The organism is Rhodobacter calidifons (genome assembly GCF_011174775.1).
In the GTDB taxonomy this organism is placed as follows: domain Bacteria; phylum Pseudomonadota; class Alphaproteobacteria; order Rhodobacterales; family Rhodobacteraceae; genus Tabrizicola; species Tabrizicola calidifons.
Genome location: NZ_JAANHS010000002.1, coordinates 219653 through 244442, shown reverse-complemented (window position 1 = coordinate 244442; position 24790 = coordinate 219653). Strand labels below are relative to the sequence as shown.

At 67.2% G+C, this 24790-nt stretch carries 26 protein-coding genes and 1 pseudogene; 16 read left to right on the top strand and 11 right to left on the bottom strand.

Features of this window, described 5'->3' with window-relative positions; all coding sequences use genetic code 11:
• Positions 1 to 64 precede the first annotated feature (64 nt).
• Both G8O29_RS03745 and G8O29_RS03740 read left to right on the top strand, forming a co-directional pair.
• Positions 65 to 1060, top strand: coding sequence for a glycoside hydrolase family protein (locus tag G8O29_RS03745; RefSeq protein WP_166401876.1), 996 nt, complete (start codon positions 65 to 67; stop codon positions 1058 to 1060).
• Positions 1061 to 1063: 3 nt separating this feature from the next.
• Positions 1064 to 1696, top strand: a pseudogene (locus tag G8O29_RS03740) (ABC transporter ATP-binding protein); the annotation flags it as partial.
• Positions 1697 to 1810: 114 nt separating this feature from the next.
• On the opposite strand, the gene G8O29_RS03735 reads toward G8O29_RS03740, so the two are convergent.
• The 4 genes from G8O29_RS03735 to argH are packed head-to-tail and all read right to left on the bottom strand — an operon-like array spanning position 1811 to position 3868.
• The gene (locus G8O29_RS03735) at positions 1811 to 2131 is read right to left on the bottom strand and encodes a DUF2834 domain-containing protein (protein WP_166401875.1); all 321 of its coding nucleotides are present in this window, start codon (positions 2129 to 2131) and stop codon (positions 1811 to 1813) included.
• A complete protein-coding gene (locus G8O29_RS18680; protein WP_302848556.1) occupies positions 2128 to 2256 on the bottom strand; it encodes a hypothetical protein in 129 nt (42 codons plus the stop codon). The genes G8O29_RS03735 and G8O29_RS18680 overlap by 4 nt, the downstream gene beginning before the upstream one ends.
• Before the next feature lie 5 nt (positions 2257 to 2261).
• On the bottom strand, positions 2262 to 2414 hold the full coding sequence (locus tag G8O29_RS03730; protein WP_166401874.1) for a hypothetical protein: 153 nt from the start codon (positions 2412 to 2414) through the stop codon (positions 2262 to 2264).
• Between the two features lie 50 nt (positions 2415 to 2464).
• Positions 2465 to 3868 (bottom strand): argininosuccinate lyase, encoded by a 1404-nt coding sequence (gene argH, locus G8O29_RS03725; protein WP_166401873.1) that lies wholly within the window; start codon positions 3866 to 3868, stop codon positions 2465 to 2467.
• On the opposite strand from argH, the gene G8O29_RS03720 reads away from it, so the two are divergent.
• A complete protein-coding gene (locus tag G8O29_RS03720) occupies positions 3867 to 4433 on the top strand; it encodes a TlpA family protein disulfide reductase (protein WP_242678860.1) in 567 nt (188 codons plus the stop codon). The two genes, argH and G8O29_RS03720, sit on opposite strands and share 2 nt — an antisense overlap.
• A 47-nt stretch (positions 4434 to 4480) precedes the next feature.
• Here G8O29_RS03720 and G8O29_RS03715 read toward each other — a convergent pair whose 3' ends face one another.
• Both G8O29_RS03715 and G8O29_RS03710 read right to left on the bottom strand, forming a co-directional pair.
• Positions 4481 to 5269 carry an exodeoxyribonuclease III gene (locus G8O29_RS03715; protein WP_166401871.1) on the bottom strand — a complete coding sequence of 263 codons (789 nt, stop codon included), beginning with the start codon at positions 5267 to 5269 and terminating at the stop codon, positions 4481 to 4483.
• 256 nt (positions 5270 to 5525) lie between these two features.
• Entirely contained in the window at positions 5526 to 6212 is a 687-nt protein-coding gene (locus G8O29_RS03710; RefSeq protein WP_149587404.1) for a response regulator transcription factor, read from the bottom strand.
• Between the two features lie 139 nt (positions 6213 to 6351).
• On the opposite strand from G8O29_RS03710, the gene ribA reads away from it, so the two are divergent.
• From ribA to G8O29_RS03695, 3 genes are read left to right on the top strand one after another with little or no spacing between them, the layout of a single operon-like run.
• Positions 6352 to 7440: a GTP cyclohydrolase II gene (gene ribA, locus G8O29_RS03705; RefSeq protein WP_166401870.1), complete on the top strand. Its 1089-nt coding sequence runs from the start codon at positions 6352 to 6354 to the stop codon at positions 7438 to 7440.
• Positions 7437 to 7940 (top strand): L,D-transpeptidase family protein, encoded by a 504-nt coding sequence (locus G8O29_RS03700; protein ID WP_166401869.1) that lies wholly within the window; start codon positions 7437 to 7439, stop codon positions 7938 to 7940. Before ribA ends, G8O29_RS03700 begins: the two co-directional genes overlap by 4 nt.
• A 56-nt stretch (positions 7941 to 7996) precedes the next feature.
• A complete protein-coding gene (locus tag G8O29_RS03695; RefSeq protein WP_166401868.1) occupies positions 7997 to 9871 on the top strand; it encodes an amylosucrase in 1875 nt (624 codons plus the stop codon).
• An 18-nt stretch (positions 9872 to 9889) separates the two neighbouring features.
• On the opposite strand, the gene G8O29_RS03690 is transcribed toward G8O29_RS03695, so the two are convergent.
• On the bottom strand, positions 9890 to 10549 hold the full coding sequence (locus G8O29_RS03690; RefSeq protein WP_166401867.1) for a YggS family pyridoxal phosphate-dependent enzyme: 660 nt from the start codon (positions 10547 to 10549) through the stop codon (positions 9890 to 9892).
• A gap of 93 nt (positions 10550 to 10642) precedes the next feature.
• Entirely contained in the window at positions 10643 to 11530 is an 888-nt protein-coding gene (locus G8O29_RS03685) for a porin (protein WP_166401866.1), read from the bottom strand.
• A 451-nt stretch (positions 11531 to 11981) separates the two neighbouring features.
• Between G8O29_RS03685 and G8O29_RS03680 the strand changes: the two genes are divergently transcribed.
• The 4 genes from G8O29_RS03680 to holA all read left to right on the top strand — a co-directional run bounded on the left by G8O29_RS03680 (position 11982) and on the right by holA (position 16737).
• Positions 11982 to 12530, top strand: coding sequence for a DUF3576 domain-containing protein (locus G8O29_RS03680; RefSeq protein WP_166401865.1), 549 nt, complete (start codon positions 11982 to 11984; stop codon positions 12528 to 12530).
• Between the two features lie 109 nt (positions 12531 to 12639).
• Positions 12640 to 15192, top strand: a complete 2553-nt coding sequence (gene leuS, locus G8O29_RS03675) for a leucine--tRNA ligase (protein ID WP_166402090.1) — start codon at positions 12640 to 12642, stop codon at positions 15190 to 15192.
• 76 nt (positions 15193 to 15268) lie between these two features.
• Entirely contained in the window at positions 15269 to 15727 is a 459-nt protein-coding gene (gene lptE, locus G8O29_RS03670; RefSeq protein WP_437440793.1) for an LPS assembly lipoprotein LptE, read from the top strand.
• Positions 15724 to 16737, top strand: a complete 1014-nt coding sequence (gene holA, locus G8O29_RS03665; RefSeq protein WP_166401863.1) for a DNA polymerase III subunit delta — start codon at positions 15724 to 15726, stop codon at positions 16735 to 16737. Before lptE ends, holA begins: the two co-directional genes overlap by 4 nt.
• Before the next feature lie 36 nt (positions 16738 to 16773).
• Here the strand turns inward: holA and G8O29_RS03660 are convergent, their stop codons facing one another.
• Positions 16774 to 17190, bottom strand: coding sequence for an OsmC family protein (locus G8O29_RS03660; protein WP_166401862.1), 417 nt, complete (start codon positions 17188 to 17190; stop codon positions 16774 to 16776).
• A 184-nt stretch (positions 17191 to 17374) separates the two neighbouring features.
• On the opposite strand from G8O29_RS03660, the gene G8O29_RS03655 reads away from it, so the two are divergent.
• The gene (locus G8O29_RS03655; RefSeq protein ID WP_166401861.1) at positions 17375 to 17698 is read left to right on the top strand and encodes a cysteine hydrolase family protein; all 324 of its coding nucleotides are present in this window, start codon (positions 17375 to 17377) and stop codon (positions 17696 to 17698) included.
• On the opposite strand, the gene G8O29_RS03650 is transcribed toward G8O29_RS03655, so the two are convergent.
• Positions 17695 to 18129: a DMT family transporter gene (locus tag G8O29_RS03650; protein WP_166401860.1), complete on the bottom strand. Its 435-nt coding sequence runs from the start codon at positions 18127 to 18129 to the stop codon at positions 17695 to 17697. The genes G8O29_RS03655 and G8O29_RS03650 overlap by 4 nt on opposite strands.
• 112 nt (positions 18130 to 18241) lie before the next feature.
• Here G8O29_RS03650 and G8O29_RS03645 point away from each other — a divergent pair, with 112 nt between their 5' ends.
• Positions 18242 to 19150, top strand: coding sequence for a LysR family transcriptional regulator (locus G8O29_RS03645; RefSeq protein WP_166401859.1), 909 nt, complete (start codon positions 18242 to 18244; stop codon positions 19148 to 19150).
• Positions 19151 to 19174: 24 nt separating this feature from the next.
• Here the strand turns inward: G8O29_RS03645 and G8O29_RS03640 are convergent, their stop codons facing one another.
• A complete protein-coding gene (locus G8O29_RS03640; protein WP_207623644.1) occupies positions 19175 to 20362 on the bottom strand; it encodes a glycosyltransferase in 1188 nt (395 codons plus the stop codon).
• A 246-nt stretch (positions 20363 to 20608) separates the two neighbouring features.
• Here G8O29_RS03640 and G8O29_RS03635 point away from each other — a divergent pair, with 246 nt between their 5' ends.
• The 4 genes from G8O29_RS03635 to G8O29_RS03620 all read left to right on the top strand — a co-directional run bounded on the left by G8O29_RS03635 (position 20609) and on the right by G8O29_RS03620 (position 24777).
• On the top strand, positions 20609 to 21748 hold the full coding sequence (locus G8O29_RS03635) for an ABC transporter substrate-binding protein (RefSeq protein ID WP_242678859.1): 1140 nt from the start codon (positions 20609 to 20611) through the stop codon (positions 21746 to 21748).
• Positions 21749 to 21838: 90 nt separating this feature from the next.
• Positions 21839 to 22825: an ABC transporter ATP-binding protein gene (locus tag G8O29_RS03630; protein WP_166401856.1), complete on the top strand. Its 987-nt coding sequence runs from the start codon at positions 21839 to 21841 to the stop codon at positions 22823 to 22825.
• A gap of 217 nt (positions 22826 to 23042) precedes the next feature.
• On the top strand, positions 23043 to 23981 hold the full coding sequence (locus G8O29_RS03625) for an ABC transporter permease (protein WP_166401855.1): 939 nt from the start codon (positions 23043 to 23045) through the stop codon (positions 23979 to 23981).
• On the top strand, positions 23971 to 24777 hold the full coding sequence (locus tag G8O29_RS03620) for an ABC transporter permease (protein ID WP_166401854.1): 807 nt from the start codon (positions 23971 to 23973) through the stop codon (positions 24775 to 24777). The genes G8O29_RS03625 and G8O29_RS03620 overlap by 11 nt, the downstream gene beginning before the upstream one ends.
• Positions 24778 to 24790 lie beyond the last annotated feature (13 nt).

Below are 24790 nucleotides of genomic sequence, written 5' to 3'. Positions count from 1 at the left end.
TACCCGCAGAAAGCCTGCATCGCGTCGATCGCCTCGACCGGCGTGAAGGGCTGAGGAGTCCGCTATGGCGTTCAAACACAAGGATCTCTGGTTCTGGGACAGCTGGTATGTCCGGGACGGCGACATCTGGCACGGCTATTTCCTGCAAGCGCCGAAGTCGTTGGGCGACCCCGATGCGCGGCATCTGAACGCGACCCAGCGCCATGCGGTGTCGAAGGATCTGGTCAACTGGACCGACATGGGCACGACGTTCGAGCCGCAAAGGAACGGCGCCGCCTGGGACGACAGCACGACCTGGACCGCATCGGTGGTCAGGGGCGACGACGGGCTGTGGCATCTGTTCTACACCGGCACCTGCCTGGCCGAGCAGTCGCTGTATCAGCGGATCGGCCATGCGACCTCCACCGACCTGCACAACTGGACCCGTGTGGGCGACGGGCTGGCCCTGGACCTGACCGGGCCGAACGCCGACTGCTACGAGAAGGACCACGCCATCGGCCACTGGCACGACCGCGCGATGCGTGACCCCTGGGTGATGAAGGACCCCGAGGGCAAGGGCTGGCTGATGTATTTCACCGCCCGCGTGCCGGGCGTTCCCGAACCCAACGCCGGCGGAGCGATCGGCTTTGCCACCTCTCCCGACCTGATGAGCTGGACCCTGCTGCCCCCGGTGTTTCACGGCGGCTTCGGTCAGCTGGAGGTGCCGCAGGTGTTTCAGGCGGGCAGGCACTGGTACTGCCTGTTCTGCACCTTCTCTATCCACTGGTCCGAACAATACCGCCGCGACAACCCGCAGGCCCCGGTCACCGGCAGCCACTACCTGATCGCCGATCATCCGCGCGGCCCCTGGCGCATCGCGCCGGGTGCCTTCCTTGACGGGGCCGAGCCCTGCCGCCGCTATGCCGCCCGCATCGTGGATGGCCCGCAGGGTCTGGTGATCCTGGGGTTTTCCGACAGCGGCAAGGCGAGTTTCGGCGGTTACATCATGGACCCCGAGCCGGTGCGCATCGGCCCGGGCGGCCTTTTGCAGATCGAACCCCTTGCCCGGGCGGCGGAGTAGCAGATGGCACGCGTATCGCTGAGGAACGTCAGGAAAAGCTATGGCACCGCCCATGTCATCAAGGGCGTCGATATCGAGATCGAGGACGGCGAGTTCTGCGTCTTCGTCGGCCCTTCGGGCTGCGGCAAGTCAACCCTCCTGCGGATGATCGCGGGACTGGAGGACATCACCTCGGGCGAATTGCGCATCGGCGAGCGGCTGGTGAACGACCTGCCGCCCAAGGATCGCGGCGTGGCGATGGTGTTCCAGTCCTACGCCATCTTCCCGCACATGACGGTGCGCGAGAACGTGGCCTTCGGGCTGACCATCGCCGGGGCCTCGAAGGCGGAAAAGGACGCCAAGGTGGCCGAAGCCGCGCGCATCCTTCAGATGGAGCATCTGCTGGACCGCCGGCCCAGCCAGCTTTCGGGCGGCCAGCGCCAGCGCGTCGCCATCGGGCGGGCCATCGTGCGGAAGCCAGAGGTGTTCCTGTTCGACGAGCCCCTGTCGAACCTGGATGCCGCGCTGCGGATGGACATGCGGATGGAGATCGGCCGTCTGCTTCAGCAGCTTGGCACCAGCATGATCTATGTCACCCACGAGCAGGTCGAGGCGATGACGCTGGCGGACACGATCGTGGTGCTGAAGGACGGCAACCCACTGATCGCCGCCCTGTCGCATGACGCGGTCTTCGACATCAGGGCGCAGATGAACCTGGATTTCGACCCCGGCAAGGCGCACCTTTTCGCCGAGGACGGCTCGGCCGCCGGCTCACGCCACTGAGGGGCGCGAGCGCAGGAACAGATACAGGGGCAGCCCGCAGCTGACCCCGATGCCGAAGGTTGCGGGGATGGCCAGCAGGCCCAGCCAGTCGCGCCGGCTGGCGCTTTCGGCCAGGACCCAGACCGTCAGGGCGATGGCGGCGATGGTCAGATCCCAGGTCAGGCCGGTGGTCGAGGCATTGACGTACCAGGCGTCGATCAGCCCGCCAAGGCCGGTCCCCGTCTCGCGCATGTAGGTCAGGAACCAGTACATCGGATGCACCGCGCCCCAGAGGGCAAGGGCCAGATAGGCAAACCGAAGCGGGGTCATCTGAACACCGCGCCGACCTTGACCTCGCCCGAAAGCGCAGCCCCGCGCGAGGGCGGCTCGGGCGGGCCATCCGCGCCGCAGGCGGCCAGGATCAGGCAGGCGATGCACAGCACACGGGGCATCATCACGCTCAATCCTCGATCGTGACGGTCGCACCGCCGACCTTGCCGGACAGGGCGGGGCTTACCGACACTCCGTTGGCGCCGAAGGTCATGTTGGTGGTCAGCATCGGGTCCTGGCAGGCCGCAAGAACCAGAAGCGCGGGAAGCAGCAGGGCTTTCATCGTCATCTCCCTGATCGGTGGCGGCAGGTTAGCACCGCCGGTTGCGGCCGTCACCCCAGCGCCTTTTGCCAGCGCGCGATCTGGGCGCGGACCTGATCCGGCGCGGTGCCGCCGTAAGAGGTGCGGCTGCGGACCGAGTTTTCAACGCCAAGGACGCCGAACACGTCGGCGGTGATTCCCGCATGGACCGACTGCATCTGCTCCAGCGTCAGGTCAGGCAGGTCGCAGCCCTTGCGTTCGGCCATCGCCACCAGCGCGCCGGTGACATGATGCGCCTCGCGGAACGGCAGGCCCAATGCCTTGACCAGCCAGTCGGCCAGGTCGGTCGCGGTGGAAAAGCCCGACGCGGCGGCGGCCTTCAGCACCTCGCGGTTGGCGGTCATGTCGCTGACCATCCCGGTCATCGCGGCCAGGCCCAGCATCAGGCTGTCGGCGGCGTCGAAGACCTGTTCCTTGTCCTCCTGCATGTCCTTGGAATAGGTCAGCGCCAGGCCCTTCATCACGGTGAACAGCGCCACCGTGGCCCCGAGGATGCGCCCCAGCTTGGCGCGGAGGAGTTCCGCCGCGTCCGGGTTCTTCTTCTGCGGCATGATCGAGGAGCCCGTGGTCCAGCGATCCGACAGCCGCACGAAGCGGAACTGGGCCGAGGACCAGATCACCAGTTCCTCGGCGAACCGGGACAGGTGCATGGCGCAGATCGAGGCGGCCGCAAGGAATTCCAGCGCGAAGTCGCGGTCGGAGACGGAATCGAGGCTGTTCGCCGTGGGCCGGTCGAAACCCAGCGCCCTGGCGGTCATGTGCCGGTCGATGGGGAACGAGGTTCCGGCCAGCGCCGCAGCCCCAAGCGGGCATTCGTTCATCCGGTTGCGGGCATCCTGAAACCGGCTGCGGTCGCGGGCGAACATCTCGACATAGGCCATCATGTGGTGGCCCCAGGTGACGGGCTGGGCGGTCTGGAGATGGGTGAAGCCGGGCATCACCCAATCCGCCCCGGCCTCGGCCTGCGCCAGGAAGGCGCGCATCAGCCCGGTCAGCCCGGCGATGGCCTGATCGCACTGGTCGCGGACCCAGAGCCGGAAGTCCACCGCGACCTGGTCGTTGCGGCTGCGCGCGGTGTGCAGGCGCTTGCCCGCCTCGCCGATCCGTTCGGTCAGGCGGGCCTCGATGTTCAGGTGGATGTCTTCCAGATCGGGGGTGAAGGGGAAGTTTCCGGCCTCGATCTCTGACAAGATCGCGAGCAGCCCTTCCCCGATCGCCTCGGCGTCCTTAGAAGAGATGATGCCTTGCGCGGCCAGCATGGCTGCATGGGCCCGGCTGCCCGCGATGTCCTGGGCGTAGAGCCGCTGGTCGAAGCCGATCGAGGCGTTGATCGCCGTCATGATCGCGCTGGGACCTTCGGCGAAGCGCCCGCCCCACATCGTGTTGGCGGATTTCGGGTCGCGGGGGTCGGACATGGGCGTAGCCTTTGGAGTGAGAAGCGTGCGGAAATTGCTGGTCGTCCTCTACACGGCCTTCCTGATCGGTGCAAATCCGGGCTTGTCCGACGTGGCTGCCCTGCGCGACGGCGACATGAAGAAGCTGATGCTGCACGAAGCCCCGGTGCCGGTGCCCGAGGCCGTGCTTCTGGACGCAGAGGATGCGGCACATTCCCTTGCCGACTATCGCGGCAAATGGGTGGTGCTGAACTTCTGGGCCACCTGGTGCGCGCCCTGCCGGCAAGAGATGCCCTCGCTGGACCGGCTTCAGGCGGCGATGCCCGAGATTGCGGTGGTGCCCGTGGCGACCGGGCGCAATGCGGTGGAGGGGATCCGGCGATTCTTTGAGCAGGCAGAGGTGAAGGGCCTGCCGATCCTGCGCGATCCGAAATCCGATCTGGCGCGGGCGATGCATGTGATGGGCCTGCCGGTCACCGTGATCCTGAACCCCGAAGGCCAGGAAGTCGGCCGGCTGATCGGGGATGCCGAATGGGACAGTGACAGCGCCAGGGCGATCATGGCGGCGCTGGTGGCGGGGTTCTGACAAATTCCTTCGAAGGAATTTGCAAATCTTTTCGAAAAGATTTGGTCCTACAGATCAAACGTCGCGAAGACCGGGACGTGGTCCGACGGCTGCTCCCACCCCCGCACCGGGCGCAGGATGCGGCTGCCATGGGCCGCGCCGGAGATATCGGGGGTGGCCCAGATATGGTCGAGCCTGCGGCCCTTGTCGGCCCCGTCCCAGTCGGGGCTGCGATAGCTCCACCAGCTGTAAAGCCTCCCCTGCGGAATGTCCTGCCGGGTCACGTCAACCCAACGGCCTGAGTCCATCGCCTGGCCCAGATGCTCGACTTCGATCGGCGTGTGGCTGACGATCTTCAAGAGCGCCTTGTGGTCCCAGACGTCATCCTCGCGGGGCGCGATGTTCAGATCGCCCACCAGGATCGCCTTTTCCGGCCGGTCGGCGTGGAAGTGGTCGCGCATCTGGATCAGGAAATCGAGCTTCTGGCCGAACTTGAGGTTCTGCTCACGATCCGGGATGTCACCGCCCGCGGGGACATAGAAGTTGTGGATCGTGACCCCGTTGTCCAGCCGCGCCGCGACATGCCGCGCGTGACCCAGGGTCGCGAAGTCATGGCCGCCTGCATCGGTGATCGGCAGCTTGGACAGGATCGCCACGCCGTTATAGCCCTTCTGCCCGCGCGCCACGATGTGGCAGTAGCCCAGCGCGCGAAAGCCCTCCATCGGGATCAGCTCCACCGGGCACTTGCATTCCTGAAGGCAGAGGATGTCCGGCGCCTCTTCGGCCATCAGCCGCGTGACCAGCGCCTCGCGCAGGCGGATGGAGTTGATGTTCCAGGTGGCAAGGGTGAAGGGCATGGCGGGTCTCCTGTCGCGGCGACCCTAGGGGGAAGGCCGGGCGACCTCAACCACAGAAAAAAGGCCGGGCACGAAGCCCGGCCAGGTCCAACAGGGAGGATGCCGCGCCATAACCCCGACGCGACCAGGGGAACTTGCTGCACAACCCGTGCATGAGGAAAAGGTAGCAAGCGAATCCGGCAACAATAAGCCCTAAGCGGCAAGATTTCGTGTTTGTTGCAAGGCAGCCGCATTGTGGCCGCCCTGCAACGAGCCGTCAGGCCACCAGCCGATAGCCACCGCTTTCCGTCACCAGAAGCCGCGCGTTCGAGGGATCGGGCTCGATCTTCTGGCGCAGGCGGTAGATGTGGGTTTCCAGCGTATGGGTGGTGACGCCGGCGTTGTAGCCCCAGACCTCGTGCAAGAGGACATCCCGCGCCACCACACCGCTGGTCGAGCGGTAGAGGTATTTCAGGATGTTGGTTTCCTTCTCGGTCAGGCGGATCTTCCTGTCCTTCTCGTCCACCAGCAACTTCTGCGCGGGCTTGAAGGTGTAAGGCCCAAGCTGGAACACCGCATCTTCCGATTGTTCATGGGTCCGAAGTTGCGCGCGGATGCGGGCCAGCAGGACCGGGAACTTGAAGGGCTTGGTCACATAGTCGTTGGCGCCCGCGTCCAGACCCAGGATCGTGTCGCTGTCGGTGTCATGCCCGGTTAGCATCAGGATCGGGCACTTCACGCCCTGCTTGCGCATCCGGCGGCACAGCTCGCGCCCGTCGGTGTCGGGCAGGCCCACATCGAGGATGACCAGATCGAACAGCCCGGCCTTGACCTTCTCCATCCCCTCGGCGCCGGTTCCGGCCTCGAACACGTCGAAATCCTCGGTCATCACCAGCTGTTCGCTCAGCGCCTCGCGCAGGTCTTCGTCGTCATCGACCAGCAGGATCTTCCGCAGTCCGGCCATCGGGTCCTCCATTGCTGCTTTCGGTTCAGATGCGCCCCGATCACAAAGCCTGCAAGATTTGCAACGAAATGCTCACGCGGACGTGTCGGTTCCGCGCCTCATGTTTCAATTTCGCCGGGCCGGGGCTATGGATGGGGGCATGAGCCTGCGCCTGTCCATTGCCGAACGCCTGACCCGAGCCCGGGGCGACCTGCGCATGGGGGTGCCCGTGGTCCTGGCCGGAGCGGGCGAGGCAGCCCTGGTCGCCGCGGTGGAGACGCTGGATGCTGCGCGGCTTGCCGATCTGCGCCTGTTCGGCGCGCCGGTCCTGGCGATCACCGCGCGGCGGGCCGAGACGCTGAAGGCGCGGGCCTATGACGGCGATCTGGCGCGGGTGGTGCCCCCGGCGGATGCGGGGCTGCACTGGCTGCGGTCGGTCGCGGACCCGGCCGACGACCTGCGCACCCCGATGAAGGGGCCGCTGCAATCCCTGCGTGAAGGTCCGGCCGATCTGGCCCGCGCCGCGCTGGGTCTAGCCAAGTCCGCGCAGCTTCTGCCCGCCGCCCTGCTGGTTCCCTTGAACAACGCGCTGCCGCTGGCAGGGTCGCATGGGCTGACGCTGTTGACGCTGGACGAGATTTCCCCCGCCTTGGCCGCCTTGCCGCCGCTGGAAGAGGTCGTCTCCGCCCGGGTGCCGCTGGTGGCCTCCAGTGCGGGACGGGTGCATGTGTTCCGCCCCGACGACGGCGGCGAGGAGCATTACGCCATCGAGATCGGCCGCCCGGACCGCGACAAGCCCGTCCTCGCCCGGCTGCATTCGGCCTGTTTCACCGGCGATGTGCTGGGGTCGCTGAAATGCGACTGCGGGCCGCAACTGCGCGCGGCGCTGGCGCAGATGGGCGAGGAAGGGGCGGGGGTTCTGCTCTATCTCAACCAGGAGGGCCGCGGCATCGGGCTGGCCAACAAGATGCGGGCCTATTCCTTGCAGGATCAGGGCTTCGACACGGTCGAGGCCAATCACCGGCTGGGATTCGAGGATGACGAGCGCGACTTCCGCATCGGGGCGGAAATCCTGCGCAAGCTGGGCTTTTCCAGCGTGCGGCTTCTGACCAACAATCCGAAGAAGCTGGCGATGATGGAGGGCTGCGGCCTGCACGTCACCGAGCGCGTGCCGCTGCGCGTCGGCGAGACGGCCGAGAACCGCGCCTATCTGGCGACCAAGGCGGCGAAGTCGGGGCATCTTCTGTGAAACCCGCCGACCTTGTGGTCACCCCGATGGGCCTGCGCTTTCTGGGCCGCCGCTTTCCCTGCACCATCGGGCGCGGCGGCATCGTTCCCCCGGGACAGAAGCGCGAAGGCGACGGGGCGACGCCGGCGGGGGTGCATCGGCTGGTCGGCATGCTCTATCGCCCCGACCGGCTGCTCCGCCCAGCGGATTGGGCGCTGCCGATCGGCCCTTCGGACCTGTGGTCGGACGACCCGGAGGACCCGGACTACAACCTGATGGTCCGCGCGCCGCACGGTTACCGCCACGAACGCCTGCGCCGGGCCGATCCGATGTATGATCTGGTCATCCTCACCGACTGGAACTGGCCCCATGCCGAACCGGGCAAGGGCTCGGCCATCTTCCTGCACCAGTGGCGCCGGCCCGGCGCGCCCACCGCCGGCTGCATCGCCCTGCCGCGCCGCGCCCTGCTTTGGATCGCGCCGCGCATCACCCATCAGACACGGTTGATCGTGCCCGGCTGACCTCTTTCCAAAACGCTTTGGCCCCGCTAACCTGTGCCCGTCGCGGGGAGGATTGCATGGCAAGGACGACGACGGCCAGCGACGAGCTGTTCGACCTGCGGCTGGCCCGCTCTGCCCCCGACCTGTTCCCGATGCTGGAGGCGCTGTACGGCGCGCGCACGGACTATCCGGCCTTTCGCGACCGGCTGATCCGGGTCCTGCGCAAGGGCTGGGCCGACCGGCCCGAGGACCTGAAACGGCTTGACCTGCAACGCGACCTGGAGCCGGACTGGTTCCAGCGTCCGGAGATGGCGGGCTATGTCTTCTACATCGACCGCTTCAACGGCGATCTGAAGGGCGTGCTGGAGAAGCTGGACTATCTGGAAGACCTCGGCATCACCTATGTCCACCTGATGCCCTGCCTGAAGCCGCGGCCGGGCGACAGCGACGGCGGCTATTCGGTGATGGATTACCGCCGGATCAACCCGGCCTTCGGCACGATGGCGGATTTCGAGGCGGTCAGCCGCGCTTTGCGCGCGCGGGGCATGTCGCTCTGCGTGGACCTGGTGCTGAACCACACCGCGAAAGAGCACGCCTGGGCCAGGAAGGCGGCGAAGGGCGACCCGAAGTATCGGGACTACTATCTGATGTTCGACAGCCCCGACCTGCCGCAGCTTTACGAACAGACCCTGGTCGAGGTCTTCCCCGACAACGCGCCGGGCAACTTCACCCATTACCCCGACATCGGGACATGGGTCTGGACCACCTTCAACGAACACCAGTGGGACCTGAACTGGGCCAATCCGGCGGTGTTCCTGGAGATCGTCGAGGTGATGCTGTTCCTGGCCAACAAGGGCGTCGATGTGCTGCGTCTGGACGCGGTGGCCTTCATGTGGAAACGCCTTGGCACCCGCTGCCAGTCGGAACCCGAGGTGCACATGATTCTTCAGGCGCTGCGGGCCTGTTCGCGCATCGCCTCGGCCGCCGTGATCCACCTGGAGGAAGCCATCGTCGCGCCGGCCGAGATGCTGCCGTATCTGGGACGCGGGCGGCATGACGGCAAGGAAGGCAATCTTGCCTACCACAACAGCCTGATGGTGCAGTTCTGGTCCGCGCTGGCGACCCGCGACGTGCGGCTGATGACGCATGTCCTGGCCACGCATTTCCCCGACCGGCTGACCAACGCGACCTATGCCACCTATATCCGCTGCCACGACGACATCGGCTGGGCGGTGACCGACGCGGACGCGGCGGCGGTCGGGCTTTCGGGTCATGCGCATCGCAACTTCCTGTCCGATTTCTACGAGGGCAGCTTTCCCGGCACCTTCGCCCGGGGCGCCCTGTTCCAGGTGAACGAGGCGACGGGGGACAAGCGGATCTCGGGCAGCTTCGCTTCGCTGGCCGGGCTGGAGACGGCGCGGGACGATGGCGCGCGCGACCTGGCAGTGCAGCGCATTTTGCTGGGCCATGCGCTGATCGCGGCCTGGGGCGGCATCCCGCTGATCTACATGGGCGACGAGCTGGCGCTTGTGAACGATGACAGCTACCGCGACGATCCCGACCATGCCCATGACAGCCGTTGGGTGCACCGCCCCAGGATGGACTGGGCGCTGGCCGAGGCGCGCCACCGGGACGAGACGCCCTCGGCCCGGGTGTTCCGGGGCGTCCGGCACATCCTGGCGCGGCGGCGGGCCACGGCCGGGCTGCACGCGGCCCATCCGGTGCGGGTGGTGTCCTCGGGCAACAATGCTGTGCTGGCGGTCCAGCGCCTGGCGCCGACCGGCACGCTGCTCTGCCTGTTCAACTTCACCGAGACCTGGCAGCACCTGCCCGAGCCCCGGGTCCGTGCGCTGGGGGTCGTCCGCCTGTGGGACGCCCTGTCCGAGGCCGAGGTGACGCCGCATGACGGGCAGATCGTGCTGCCCCCCTATGCGCGGGTCTGGCTGACCTGAGGTTCCGCTTCGCCCGGCCTATCGGGCGGGATAGGCCCGTGCCCCGAAGATCGCGCTGCCGACGCGCACATGGGTCGCGCCATGGGCAATGGCGGTCTCGAAATCGCCGCTCATCCCCATCGACAGGCCGGACAGCCCGTGATCCGCCGCCATCCGCGCCAGAGCCGCGAAATGCGGGGCGGGGTCCTGATCCTCGGGCGGGATGCACATCAGGCCCACGGGGGCGAGGTCCATCGCCCGGCAGTCCTTCAGGAAACCGGGAAGGTCGGCCGGCAGGACCCCGGCCTTCTGCGGCTCGGCGCCGGTGTTCACCTGGACGAAAAGCTGGGGCAGCGCGCCCCGGGCCTGCTGCAACCCCGCCAGCCTCGCGGCCAGCGAGGGGCGGTCCAGCGTGTGGATCGCGTCGAACAGGTCCACGGCGACCTTGGCCTTGTTGGTCTGCAAGGGGCCGATCATGTGCAGCTCCAGCGGCCCGAACCTGTCACGCCAGGCAGGCCATTTCGCCGCCGCCTCTTGCACATAGTTCTCGCCAAAGACGCGGTGGCCTTCGGTCAGCACCGCCTCGACCCGCTCTGCCGGCTGGACCTTGGACACGGCGATCAGCCGGACCGACCCCTCGGCCCGCCCCACCGCCCGTTCCGCCGCCCGCATCCGCGCCAGGATATCCGCAAGTGCCATCACGCCCCCCGTTTCCATGGCAAGGTAACGGCCCGGCCGCAAAAGAAAAGAGCGGGCAGGGCCCGCTCTTTCCGGTTGTCCGGTCCGTCCGGATCAGAACTTGAACGACAGACCGAGGTCGGCGATGGTGTCGTCCACCGACGAGTCGTCCACTTTCACGATGCCGCCGACAACCTTGGCACCGCCGCCCAGGTCGTAGGCCGCACCGATACCGTAGTTGTTGGTGGTGCCTTCGTCCGTCGCGAAGATGGTGAAGGTGGCCGCGTCAACCTTGTAGTCCAGCGACAGGGCATACTGGGTCGGGTCACCCGAGATGTCGGTGTCCGAAGCGACGAACTTGACGGTCGCGCCGCCGAAGGTCGCCGAGGCGCCCAGAGCGATGTGGTCCACGCCACCGGCGGTTTCGTAGCCGAGCGCGACGCTGTAGTCGCCCGGAGCATACTTCACCGCGACCGAATAGGCGTCGTCGTTGGCGGCAACACCGTCCAGGTCTTCGATCTGGCCAGCGGACAGCGCGAAGGTCAGATCGCCGGCCGAGTATTCGTACAGGGCGGCGGTCTTTTCGTGGCCGAGATAGCGCAGTTCGTTCCAGTCGCCGAGGCCGGTGAGGCCGACGCCCGAAACGTGCCCGACGAGGCCTTCGGCAGCCGTGTCAACGTCACCCAAAGTCAGCTTGCCGAAGGGGCCCGAGACATAGACGGTCGAGTCGTTGTTCCCGGTCTGCGAGGAACCGAGCAGGTCGCCGGCCGAATCTTTTTTCTGGTTGCCGCCGAACTGGTCAGAGCGCATCGAAGCGCCGAAGGACAGACCGGTATCGGTTTCGCCCGACATGGTGAACACGACGCGAACGCGCGAGGTCAGCAGGGTATCTTCGCCGTCGAAGATCAGACCCATGCGGGCCGAACCCGACAGCTTGACTTCAGCGGCGGCAGCGCCGGCAACCATTACCAGGGCGCTGGTCGCGAGAAGAATCTTTTTCATGTTTCCCTCTTTCTTCAAGGTAAGCCCGCCGCAGGGGAATCCGCAGGGGAATGCTGCGGTTTTCGCCGCTGGCGCCCGGGATTGCAACGCCCGCTAGCGGCCTGCGGGAAATCGGCGGAAAATTGGTGCAGCAAAGTCACAGGTCCGGGCGCGCCGCCCGGGGCGGACCAGAGGGGCGGCCCAGAGAAGAGGCGCGCCAGCCAGCGCAGGCGCGCGCCGATACCTCGCGCCGATACCCCTGATTCCCGCGCGCGCGAGCGTCCGCAGGCCAGCCTGCGGGATCGTGAAAATGCCCTCCTCTGGTTCCAGCGCGCGCGAGAGTCCGGAGAGCGACGGCAGAGGCGGGCGCCTGCGCCGGTCCTGACCGCGGCGCGGGCGCTTGCGCCAAAAGCCCTTGGCAGGCCCCCGCCCCTCGGCTAGACAACTGGCAAGAGGTTCCAGGGGTGACCGGATGAACTTGCAACACTTCGCGCGGGCAGCACTGGCAGCCGGGCTTGTACTGTCGCTCACTGCCTGCGGGGGCGGCATCGGCAGCGGCAACCTGTTCGGCGGCAAGCGCGCCTCGATCCCCAGCGAGGAACAGCTGACCCGCAAGGAAAGGGCCGACGCCCAGCGCGCCGCCATCGCGAAGGCCCGGGGCGAGGATGAGCGGGGCTCGACGATCTGGGACCTGTTCTCGAACGCCGACAACCCCAATACCACCGTCGAGGTGAACAAGTATATCTGGCAGGCCAGCCTTGAGGTTCTGAACTTCCTGCCCATCGAATCGGTGGACCCGTTCACCGGCGTGATCGTGACCGGCTATGGCCGCCCCCCGGGCGGCGGCCGCGCCTATCGTGCGACGGTCTATGTGCAGGACCCCGCCCTTGATGCGCGCAGCCTGAAGGTCGCGTTGCAGGGCCAGGGCGGCGCCTCGGTGGCGCCCGAAACCGTGCGCGCGGTCGAGGATGCGATCCTGACCCGGGCGCGCCAGCTGCGCGTGCGCGACAGCAAGCTCTGAGGCCGGTCGGGGCCGACCCCCGCAGGCCCGCCGCAGTTTCGGCTGGAAGGGGTGGACCTTTCCCCCCGCGCATGTGTAATTCCGCGCGGAATCCCGCATGAGGCCCCTGATGTCGCGCTATGACCCTTCGGTGATCGAACCCCGCTGGCAAGAGGCCTGGGACAGGGCCGAGGCCTTCACCGCTCGGCGCGATCCGGCGAAGCCCAAGTATTACGTGCTGGAGATGTTCCCCTACCCCTCGGGGCGCATCCACATGGGGCATGTGCGCAACTACACGATGGGCGACGTGGTGGCGCGCTACAAGGCCGCGCAGGGGTTCAGCGTGCTGCATCCGATGGGCTGGGACGCCTTCGGGATGCCCGCCGAGAACGCCGCGATGGAACGGGGCGGCCACCCGAAGGACTGGACCTACGGCAACATCGCCGACATGAAGGCGCAGATGAAGCCCCTGGGCCTGTCGATCGACTGGTCGCGCGAACTGGCGACCTGCGACCCGGAATATTACGGCCAGCAGCAGGCCATGTTCATCGACATGATGGAAGCCGGGCTGGTCTATCGCAAGGCCGCCGTGGTGAACTGGGACCCGGTGGACATGACCGTGCTGGCCAACGAGCAGGTGATCGACGGCAAGGGCTGGCGGTCCGGCGCTCCGGTCGAACGGCGCGAACTGACGCAGTGGTTCTTCAGGATTTCCGATTATTCGGAGGAACTGCTCGGCGCGCTGGACGGGCTGACCGCCTGGCCGGAGAAGGTGCGCCTGATGCAGGCCAACTGGATCGGGAAATCTCGCGGGCTGCAATTCGCCTTCGAGACGGTCGGGGCGCCGGCCGAGTTCGAAAGGCTGGAGGTCTATACCACCCGCCCCGACACGCTGATGGGTGCATCCTTCGCGGCGATCAGCCCGGATCACCCCCTGGCCAAGGCGCTGGAGGCCGACCCGAAGGTGGCCGCGTTCGTGGCGCTGTGCCGGAAGGGCGGGACATCGGCGGAAGAGATCGAGACGGCCGAGAAGATCGGCTACGACACCGGCATCCGCGTCCGGCATCCGCTTGATCCGACGTGGGAATTGCCGGTCTGGATCGCCAACTTCATCCTGATGGACTATGGCACGGGCGCCATCTTCGGCTGCCCGGCGCATGACCAGCGCGACTTCGACTTTGCCACGAAATACGGGTTGCCGATCAGGCCGGTGTTCAGCGCGGACGGAAGCGATGCGGCCCTGACCGAAGCCTTCGTGCCGATGAAGTCCGAACGCGTCCACTACATCCGCGGCTTTGCCGGGGAAACGGTGCAGACCGGCGACGAGGGCGTCGCCGCCGCCATCGCCCATGCCGAGGCGAACGGCTATGGCAAGGGCGTGACGAAATACCGCCTGCGCGACTGGGGCGTCAGCCGCCAGCGCTATTGGGGCTGCCCGATCCCGGTGATCCACTGCCCCTCCTGCGGCGTGGTGCCCGAGGACAAGAAGAACCTGCCCATCGAACTGCCCTACGACGTCACCTTCGACGTCCCCGGCAACCCGCTCGACCGGCATCCGACCTGGCGCGACTGCACCTGCCCGAAATGCGGGCAGCCGGCCCGGCGCGAGACGGACACGATGGACACTTTCGTCGATTCGTCCTGGTACTATGCCCGCTTCACCAACCCCCGCGCCACGACCCCGACCGTGGCCGAGGACGCGGAATACTGGATGAATGTCGACCAGTACATCGGCGGGATCGAACACGCGATCCTGCACCTGCTCTATTCCCGCTTCTTCGCCCGGGCGATGCACAGGACCGGCCATCTGCCCGCAAAGGCCATCGAACCGTTCAACGCGCTGTTCACCCAGGGCATGGTGACGCACGAGATCTACATGACCCGCGACCGCCAGGGTCGCCCGGTCTATCACCTGCCCGAGGACGTGCTGCGGGGTGAGGGTGGCGCCACGCTGAAGGATGGCACTCCGGTGGAAATCGTGCCTTCGGCCAAGATGTCGAAGTCGAAGAAGAACGTCGTCGATCCGATGGACATCATCGCCCGGTTCGGCGCCGACACCGCGCGCTGGTTCGTGATGTCCGACAGCCCGCCCGAGCGCGACGTGGAATGGACCTCCTCGGGAGCCGAGGCCGCGTTCAAGCATCTGTCCCGGGTCTGGAGCCTCTCCGACCGCATCGGCCAGATGCCGGCGGATCACAAGGGCGAGGGCGACGCGGAGTTGGCGCGGGCGACCGCCCGGGCCATCGACGAGGTGACCCGGGGGATCGAGGGCTTTGCCTTCAACAAGGCGATCGCCAGCCTCTACGCCTTCACCAACACCCTGAGCCGGGCCAATGCCTCGACGGCGGCGATGAAACAGGCGCTTCGCACGCTGGCGCAGCTCATGTCGCCGATGACCCCGCATCTGGCCGAGGAGATCTGGGCCATGCAGGGCGGCGCGGGCCTTTGCGCCCAGGCGCCCTGGCCCAAGGCCGACCCGGCGCTGCTGGTCGATGACACGGTCACCCTGCCGATCCAGATCAACGGCAAGCGCCGGGCGGAAATCAGCGTGCCGAAGGACCTGGCCACGGCCGAGGTTGAAAAGCTGGCGCTGGCGGATGAGGATGTGATCAGGTTCCTTGCCGGCCAGCCGGTGAAGAAGATCATCGTCGTCCCGGGCCGCATCATCAATGTCGTCGTCTGACCTCAGCCACCCGCCTCTGTCTTGCACCGGACCCGGGGGCGGGCAGGCCGTTCTCCGACCGACGCGGCGCTTCCTGTTGCTTGCCCCGCTTGCCATGGCGGCCTGCGGCTTTGCCCCCGCGCTCGCCCCCGATGGGCCGGCGACGGCGCTCATGGGCAGGGTCCAGGTCCAGGACCCGACCGACAAGAACGGCTTCGACCTGGTCGAGCGGCTGGAGGAACGGCTCGGCCGGCCCGAGGCGCCGCGCTATGATCTGGCTTATGCCATCGTCACCGAGACGGTGGGCGTGGGCATCACCACCGACAACAAGACCACGCGCTACAACCTGAAGGGCGTGATCGACTACACGCTGACCGACCGCGCGACCGGGGCGCGGGTGACCGGCGGTCGGGTGCAAAGCTTCACCGCCTATGCCGCGACCGGATCGACCGTCGCGGGGCTGGCGGCCGAAGAGGACGCAAGCCTGCGGCTGATGCGCATCCTGGCCGACCAGATCACCGCCCGGCTGATCGCGGCCATGGCGCGGCAGCCATGATCCTGAAGGGGGCCGAGGCCGCCCGCTACTGCGCGAAACCCGATCCCGGACGGGCAGGGCTGCTGATCTTCGGCGCCGATGCGATGCGGGTGGCGCTCAAGCGCCAGGACGCCATCGCCGCGCTGGTCGGACCGCAGGGCGAGGCCGAGATGCGCCTGACCCGGATTTCGGGCGCCGACCTGCGCAAGGACGGCAGTCTGCTGCTGGACGCGATCAAGGCGGTGGGCTTCTTCCCCGGTCCGCGCGTCGCTTTCGTCGAGGACGCGACCGACGGTCTGTCCGACCCCATCGCCACCGCGCTGAAGGAATGGAAACCGGGTGACGCGGTGATCGTGGTCACGGCGGGGGGCCTGACGGGGAAATCCGCCCTGAAGACCCTGTTCGAAAAGCACCCGAACGCGGTCAGCATCGGGCTTTACGACGATCCCCCCAGCCGCGAGGAAATCGAGGACGCGCTGAAGAAGGCGGGGCTGACCGACATCGACCGCGAAGCGATGACCGACCTGACCACCCTTGCGCGCGCCCTGGACCCGGGCGACTTCCGCCAGACGCTGGAGAAGATCGCGCTCTACAAGTTCAATGATCCGACGCCCCTGACCCCCGCCGATGTCGCCGCCATGGCCCCCGCGACCATCGAGGCCGAAATCGACGACCTGATCGACGCCGTGGCCGAGGCGCGCAGCACCGCCATCGGCCCGCTGTTCCGGCGGCTGGAGGGCCAGGGGGTGCAGCCGGTGACGATCTGCATCGGCGCGCTGCGGCATTTCCGCATCCTCCATGCCGCCGCGACCGACCCCGCCGGCCCCGCCGCCGGCATCCAGAAGGCGCGCGTGAGTTTCAGGCAGAAGGACGCGATGGGCCGGCAGGCTGGCCAATGGGGGGCTCGGGCGCTGGAAAGCGCGATGGCGATCCTGCTGGAGACCGACCTCACGCTGCGCTCCACCAGCAAGGCGCCCGGCATGGCGCTGATGGAACGCGCCTTGATCCGCATCGCGATGACCCGTCGCTAGGCACCGATTTCCGTTCGGAAATCGGTCCGGAGTTCGTCACGAACTCCGGTCGTCCCCCGCGCGACGGATGGTCCCGGACAGGGGAACCGCAGCGGCGAGCGTGTTGGAAATCGTGCCGTATTTCAGGATGTTGCGGTGCAAGAGATCAAGCCGCGCCGCGCTTTCCGGGGTGTCGATCGTGATCTCGTACCGGATCGCCGCCAGCCTTGGCGGCGCATCCTGCCGGTCTGCCTGCAACGACACGCGCATCCCGTCCAGCTGGAACTTCAGCACCGGCAGCACCCGTTCCGCCCCCTTGATCATGCAGGCCGCCAGCGCCGCCAGCAACAGCTCCACCGGGTTCGGCGCATCCTTGCGGCCCTCCATGTCGGTCGCCAGCCGCACCTCGGCCCCGTGACTGCTGGCCAGGCTTCCCGTCGCATCCACCCGTTGCGCGCTCAGCTGATACTGCATGGCAACCCCCGCATTGACACGGTCACATCGGTGCCGAGTATGGCACGGCACCCTCACCCCGCCTTGACCTGGCGCAAGTCCGGAGCCAAGCCTTGACCGCATTCCCCGATCCCCACGCCCGCTGTGCCGCGCCGGACCGCGTGACCCTCGTGCCCGCCCCCGCGCTGGCGGCAGGGTCGCGCTGATGGCCAAGGAACTGACCCCGGTCGAGGCCTTCCTGGCCCCGCTTGGGAAGATCACGCGCCAGCACCGCGACATCGAGGGCCTGGTGTTCTGGGGCGGGGCCGAGGGCTGGGATGCCGCGCCCTCGGAAGCGCTGGAAGCCGACGAGATCGTGTTCTACGCCGAGGGCCTTCTGATCGACGGCTTCCACATGGACTGGGCGCTGGTGCTTGACGGCGAGGCGGTGGATCACCTGCGGCTCTGCTTCTGGCAGGACGGCGCGCCGCCGCCCCCCGTCGCCGCCCCCTGGACGGTCGGGGCCGCGGGGCGCTGGCAGGCCCCCTAGGCCCGCGACAGGATCAGCCCGGCCATCACCAGACCGGCGGCGGCAATCCGGGTCGGCGTGATCTCGCGCGCGGTCACGCCCAGCGCGCCGGTGGCGTCGATCACCATCGCCGCCGTCATCTGCCCCAGGATCAGCGCCGCGACCAATGTCAGCACGCCCAGCGTCGATACGCCCCAGACCGCGCTGAGGACATACCAGGCGCCCAGGCAGCCGCCGATCAGCGTCCAGGTCGGGACCTGCGGCAGTCTCAGGAAGGACGCGCCCTGCCCCTGAGCCATCGCGATCACGAAAAGGACGACGAAGCCCACGCCAAAGGAAACGGCGGCGGCTGGGACCGGACCGCCGAGTTCGCGCGCCAGGGCGGCATTGACCGGCGCTTGCAGGGCAATGGCCACGCCACCCAGCACAACTGCCAACAATACCCAGACCATTCCTGCCTCCGTTTCCTTTTGCTCCACAAAGCCACAGCGACGTGGACGCCGCAACCCTTGCCACAGGGTCATCTATCAGGCAGATAATAGACCAATCCTATCGCGGATTCCGATGGCATTCACCCTGCGCCAGCTTCAGTTCTTCGTCGGTGCCGCCGAGGCCGGATCCGTCACCGGCGCGGCGCGGGCGCTTTCGATCAGCCAGTCCTCGGTGACCGAGGCGATCCGCGGGCTGGAGGACGACCTCGGCGTTGCGCTATTCGACCGCCAGGCGCGCGGCATCGTCCTGACGCACAAGGGCTCGGCCTTCCTGCGCCATGCCCGGCAGATCCTGGCCGACGTGGCCACCGCCCGCACCACCTTCCAGACCGAGGCCGAAACCGCCAAGGGCCGCCTGTCGCTGGGCGTCACCAGCCTTGTCGCGGGCTATGTGCTGTCGGACATCCTGCAACGCTATCGCCGCGCCTTTCCGCAGGTCGAGCTGAACGTGATCGAGGATTCGGGCGACTACCTTCAGCACCTCCTGATCGGGGGAGAGCTGGACGTGGCGGTGCTTCTCACCTCTTCGGTCCACGACCGGATGGCGCTGAACCTGGAAACGCTGCTGGTCTCGCCCTATCGCCTCTGGCTGCCGCTGGGCCATCCGCTGGCGCAGCAGGAAAGCATCGCGCTGGAAGAGCTTGCCGGATCGCCGCTGATCCAGCTGATGGTGGACGAGATCGAGGAATCCACCCGGCGCCTGACCGCCGCCCTGCCGGTGAAACCGCAGATCGCCTTCCGCACCCGCAGCGTCGAGGCGGTGCGATCCCTGGTCGCCACCGGCGCGGGGCTGGCGATCCTGCCCAGTCTCGTCTACCGCCCCTGGAGCCTGGAAGGCGACCGGATCGAGATTCGCGATGTCTCGGGCGACTTGCCGACGGTGCAGGTGGGCCTGGCCTGGCGCAAGGGCGCGCCGCTGACCGGGCCTGCGTCGAACTTCATCCGGTCGGCGCAAAGCACCGCGGTCCTGCGCCCGGGCTGAACCGATCCTGCGGGGCCGGGACGGTCAGGCAGCGAACGGCGCGAGAGTGATCCCCGCGATCCGGGCCAGATGTTCCATCCGCCGCCGGAATTCGGGCAGGAAGCCATGGGCGCGCGAGAATTCCCAGGCGTTGCGGCTGGCCCGGGTGATGGCCTGCGGATCACGCGACAGCGCGATCAGGCGTTCGGCCAGCCGCTCGGGCTCGCCCAGGGGCGAACCCCATCCCGCCTTGGCCTCTCCGTTCAGCCGCTGCCACATGCGGTTGTCATAGCTTGCCACCGCAACCCCGCAGCCCATCGCCTCGATATAGGTGCAGGACGGATCGGCTTGCCGGTGGCAGCCCAGGAAGATGTCGGCCCGCGTCCGGGTGAAGGGCACCAGTTCGGTCTCGAAATCCACCGCGCCGTGCAGCCGGACGCGCCCCGGCTCGGCCAGCTGCTGCATGGCCGCAGCGACGTCGCCTTGCAACGCGCCGGTGCCGAACACGTCCAGCGTGAAGTCCACCCCGTTCCGTTCCAGCGCGCGCGCCACCGGAATCAGGTCCTGCGCGCCCTTCATCGGTTCCAGCCGGCCCGAGAAGATCAGCCGCATCGGCCCGCCCGCCGCCCGCCAGGTCTCGCGCGCGGTCATCTCGGTCTCGGTGGCGAAGAGATCGGGCGTCATGCGCCCGTCCAGGTACAGAAGCGTGTCGGCGCAGATCGGCGCATAAAGGTCATGGGCCGGATAGCCGTTCGCCTGAAGCGCCGTCGCCGCCCGGAAGGCCCGCAGGCGCCGCCTTTCCTGCTGCCGCAGCCAGAGCCGGCCGCGCAACCGGCCCAGAAGGCTGCGGCTGCGGTCCAGATCCATGATCTGCAACCGCGTTTCCTGCGTGTATTCGATCACATAGACCAGCTTCTGCCCGGGATGCAGCAGATCGGGCAGCCCCAGGCAGTGAAAGTCGTCGCCACCGGCGTAGATCAAGTCGAACCCGGACAGATGCCGTGCCGTCAGCGCCTCGTCCGGGTCCAGCAGCAGCAGATCGAAGGGCAGCTCGTCCCGGCCGTAATCCCGCCCGAAGGGAATTGCCGGCACACCACGGCGCAAGGCCACGGTCATCCGGCTGGGCCAGAGCCCTTGCTGGACACGCATCCCCTCGACGAATTTCACGTCCAGACGCAGACGGCCCCCCGACTCGATCACCGGCGCCGGTGCGATCATCAACAAACTGCTCATCGTCAGAAACCCACACTTCACCCAAAGGTTCCGCCCCGGCCGGGACCGACCATTCCCGCAATCGGCCCGCGACCCGCGCAGGCCGGACATGATGCATCGGTAAACCCGATATCAGGCTTCAGTTTTTTGTCATTGTGAAACTTTCAAGGCAACATAGGCTTTTTTCGCAAGTCCGGATCAACGGACCCTCTGCGCATGCAAGAGACACACCAACGGGAGCCTGCCATGAATTCCAGCCTCAGACTGATGGGAACGACCACCCTAGCCGTCCTGACCGGCCTTGCCCCGGCCCTTGCCCAGGTCACCGCGATCGGTGCGCCGGAAGGCCAGGTGAACATCGTGGCCTGGCCGGGCTACATCGAGCGCGGCGAGACGATGAAGGAGTTCGACTGGGTGACGAAGTTCGAGGAAAGCTCGGGCTGCAAGGTGAACGTCAAGACCGCGAACACCAGCGACGAGATGGTGGCGCTGATGAACGAAGGCGGTTTCGACCTCGTCACCGCCTCGGGCGACGCCAGCCTGCGGCTGGTGGCGGGCGACCGGGTGCAGCCGATCAACATCGACCTGATCCCGTCCTGGTCCACGGTGGACGACCGGCTGAAGAACGCGCCCTGGCACACGGTGAAGGGCGTCCACTACGGCGTGCCCTACATGTGGGGGCCGAACGTCCTGATGTACAACACCAATGTGTTCCCCGAACCCCCGACCTCGTGGAACGTGGTGTTCGAGGAAATGACCCTGCCCGACGGCAAGTCGAACAAGGGGCGGGTCCAGGCCTATGACGGCCCGATCCACGTGGCCGACGCCGCGCAGTACCTGATGTTCCACCGGCCCGAGCTTGGCATCACCTCGCCCTACGAGCTGAACGAGGACCAGTACAAGGCCGCGCTCGACCTTCTGCGCCAGCAGCGCAACCTGGTCAGCCGCTACTGGCACGACGCCTTCATTCAGATGGACGACTTCAAGAACGAGGGCGTGGTGGCCTCGGGGTCCTGGCCGTTCCAGGTGAACCTGCTGAAGTCCGAAGGCCAGCCCGTCGCCAGCGTGATCCCGCAGGAAGGCGCGACCGGCTGGGCCGACACCACGATGATGCATGTCAACGCCGCCAACCCGAATTGCGCCTATCTCTGGATGGAGCATACGCTGTCCTCGAACCTGCAATCCGACCTGGCGGTCTGGTTCGGCGCCAACCCCTCGGTCCCGGCCGCCTGCACCGACGGCCGCGGCATGGCCACGGCCGAAACCTGCACCGCGAACGGGATGGACGATTTCGAGAAGATCCGGTTCTGGACCACGCCGGTGTCGAACTGCTCCCAGGGGGATGGCGCCTGCGTGCCCTACTACCGCTGGGTGTCGGACTATATCGGGGTGATCGGCGGTCGCTGACATACTGACCAGAGGGTGGGCGGATCGCCCACCCTGATTTTCCCAACATCGCAAGGAACGGTGCGCTGTAGCGCACCCTACGATCGTGCCATGACCCCTGCCGTCGAATTCGCCAATGTTTCCCGCCATTTCGGCCCGGTGAAGGCCGTCGATGGCGTGGACCTGACCATCGTCGAAGGGTCCTTCTTCGCCATGCTCGGCCCCTCGGGGTCGGGCAAGACCACCTGCCTGCGGCTGATCTCGGGGTTCGAAAAGCCCACGACCGGCGCGATCCGCATCTTCGGCGAGGACGTTTCGGCGACGCCCCCGCATCTGCGCAACGTGAACACGGTGTTCCAGGACTATGCGCTGTTCCCGCACATGAACGTGCGCGACAACGTGGCCTACGGGCTGATGGTCAAGGGCATGGGCCGCGCCCGCCGCCATGCCCGGGCCGAAGAGATGCTCGCGCTGGTCAAGCTGGAGGGCTACGGCGACCGCAAGCCCGCCCAGCTTTCCGGCGGCCAGCGCCAGCGCGTGGCCCTGGCCCGCGCCCTGGTCAACGAACCCCGGGTGCTGCTGCTGGACGAACCCCTGGGCGCGCTGGACCTGAAGCTGCGCGAGGCGATGCAGGACGAACTCAAGGCGCTCCAGCACAAGCTGGGGCTGACCTTCGTCTTCGTCACCCATGACCAGCACGAGGCCCTGTCGATGGCCGACCACCTGGCCGTGTTCAACGAAGGCCGGATCGCCCAGATCGGCACCCCGCAGGACATCTACGACCGCCCCGCCACGCGGTTCGTGGCAGATTTCGTCGGCTCCTCCAACGTGCTGCCCCCGGAGCTGACCCGGGCCCTCGGAGGCCCCGCCCAATGGGCCTCCCTGCGCCCCGAGGCCACCCGGCTTGCCCAGACCGGCCCGGTCAGCGGCACCGTCATTGCGCTGCGCTACCTCGGCGCCGGCACGCGCGTCGTGATCCGCGCGGGCGAGACCGAGATCGCCGCCCTTGTCCCTGCCGGCCAGCCGGTTCCGCCCGAAGGCACCACGACCGCCATCGCCTTCGACCGCAACGCCCTGCACCTGATGGGGACTGACTGATGCGCCACGCCTGGCCCGACCGCCACAGGGGGCGCCGCCCCCTCGGGCTTCGCCCTCACCCCCGGGATATTTGGGGACAGATGAAAGCCGCAACAGATTTCATCTGTCCGGAAAATATCCCCGCCGGAGGCTCCGACGCCACTCGACCGGGCGCCGCCGCAGGACCGGGCGCCCGGGACATTTCCTTCGGCAAGCTTGACCTTTCCGAGGCGCGCCGATGACCGTCACCGCGATCCTCCCGGCAAAGGGTCTGGCCGATCGGCTGACCGGCACGTTCTGGCGGCGGCCCGGCCTGCTTCTCCTTCTCCTCATCGCGCCGCCGCTGCTCTGGCTGGGCGTCGTCTATCTCGGCTCGCTCGCCGCGCTGCTCCTCCAGTCCTTCTATTCCATCGACGAATTCTCGGGCGTCGTGAAAGAGGAGTTCACCCTCAAGACCTATGCCGAACTCTTCCGCGCGCAGAACCTCGATATCATCATCCGCACCGTGGTCATGGCCGCCGCCGTGACGCTGGCCTGCGCGATCCTGGCCTTCCCCATCGCCTACTACGCCGCCCGCTACGCCAAAGGCCCGTGGAAGGCGGCCTTCTACCTTGGCGTCATGCTGCCGCTGTGGTCCAGCTATCTGGTCAAGGTCTATGCCTGGAAGCTTATCCTGGCAAAAGAGGGCGTGCTGACCTGGGCCGCCTCGGGCACCGGGACCGGGTTCCTGATCGACGGGATCCTGACCATCCCGGGCCTCGAAGGCTCATCGCTTTCCACCTCGCCCTTCGGCACCTTCCTCGTCTTCGTCTACATCTGGCTGCCCTACATGATCCTGCCGATGCAGGCCGCCCTTGAACGGGTGCCGACGTCGATGCTCGAGGCCTCGGCCGACCTCGGCGCCACGCGGGGCCAGACCTTCCGCACGGTGATCCTGCCGCTGGCCCTGCCGGGGGTGATCGCCGGGTCGATCTTCACCTTCTCGCTGACTTTGGGCGACTACATCATCCCGCAGATCGTGGGGAATTCGTCGCGTTTCATCGGGCTGGCGGTCTACCAGCTGCAAGGCACCGCCGGGAACATCCCGCTGGCCGCTGCCTTCGCGGTCGTGCCCATCGTCATCATGCTGATCTACCTGACGCTGGCCAAACGTGCGGGGGCCTTCGATGCTCTCTGACCGACCCTCGCTCCTGCTGAAGATCACGGCCATCGGTGGGCTTCTCTTCCTGCACCTGCCGATCCTGTTCATCTTCCTTTACGCCTTCACCACCGAGGAACGCACCTACCAGTTCCCGCCCCCCGGCCTGACGCTGAAATGGTTCGCGGTGGCCTGGAACCGCGCCGACATCTGGCCGCCGCTCTACCTGTCCCTGAAGGTCGCGGCCATCGCCACGGTGCTGGCGATGATCCTGGGCACCCTTGCTGCCGCCGCGATGAGCCGGGCGCGGTTCTTCGGGCGCGACCAGCTTTCGCTGCTCATCATCCTGCCGATCGCGCTGCCCGGCGTCATCACCGGGATGTCGCTGCGCTCGGCCTTCGGGATCATGGACATCCCCTTTTCCACCTGGACCATCGTCCTTGGCCACGCCACCTTCTGCATCGTCATCGTCTATAACAACGCGGTGGCCCGGATGCGCCGCCTGTCGGGCGGGATCATGGAGGCATCGGCCGACCTCGGCGCCAACGCCTTCCAGACATTCCGTCACGTCCTTTTGCCGAACCTCGGCTCGGCGCTTCTTGCCGGCGGGATGCTGGCCTTCGCGCTTTCCTTCGACGAGGTCATCGTCACCACCTTCACCGCGGGCCAGCAATCCACCCTGCCGATCTGGATGCTGAATGAACTCGTCCGCCCGCGCCAGCGCCCCGTCACCAATGTCGTCGCGATCGTGGTCTTTGCCGCCACCTTCCTGCCGATTCTCATCGCCTACTACCTCACCCGCGGCGGGTCCGAGACCGCCGGCATGGGCAAATAGGGAGACTTACCCA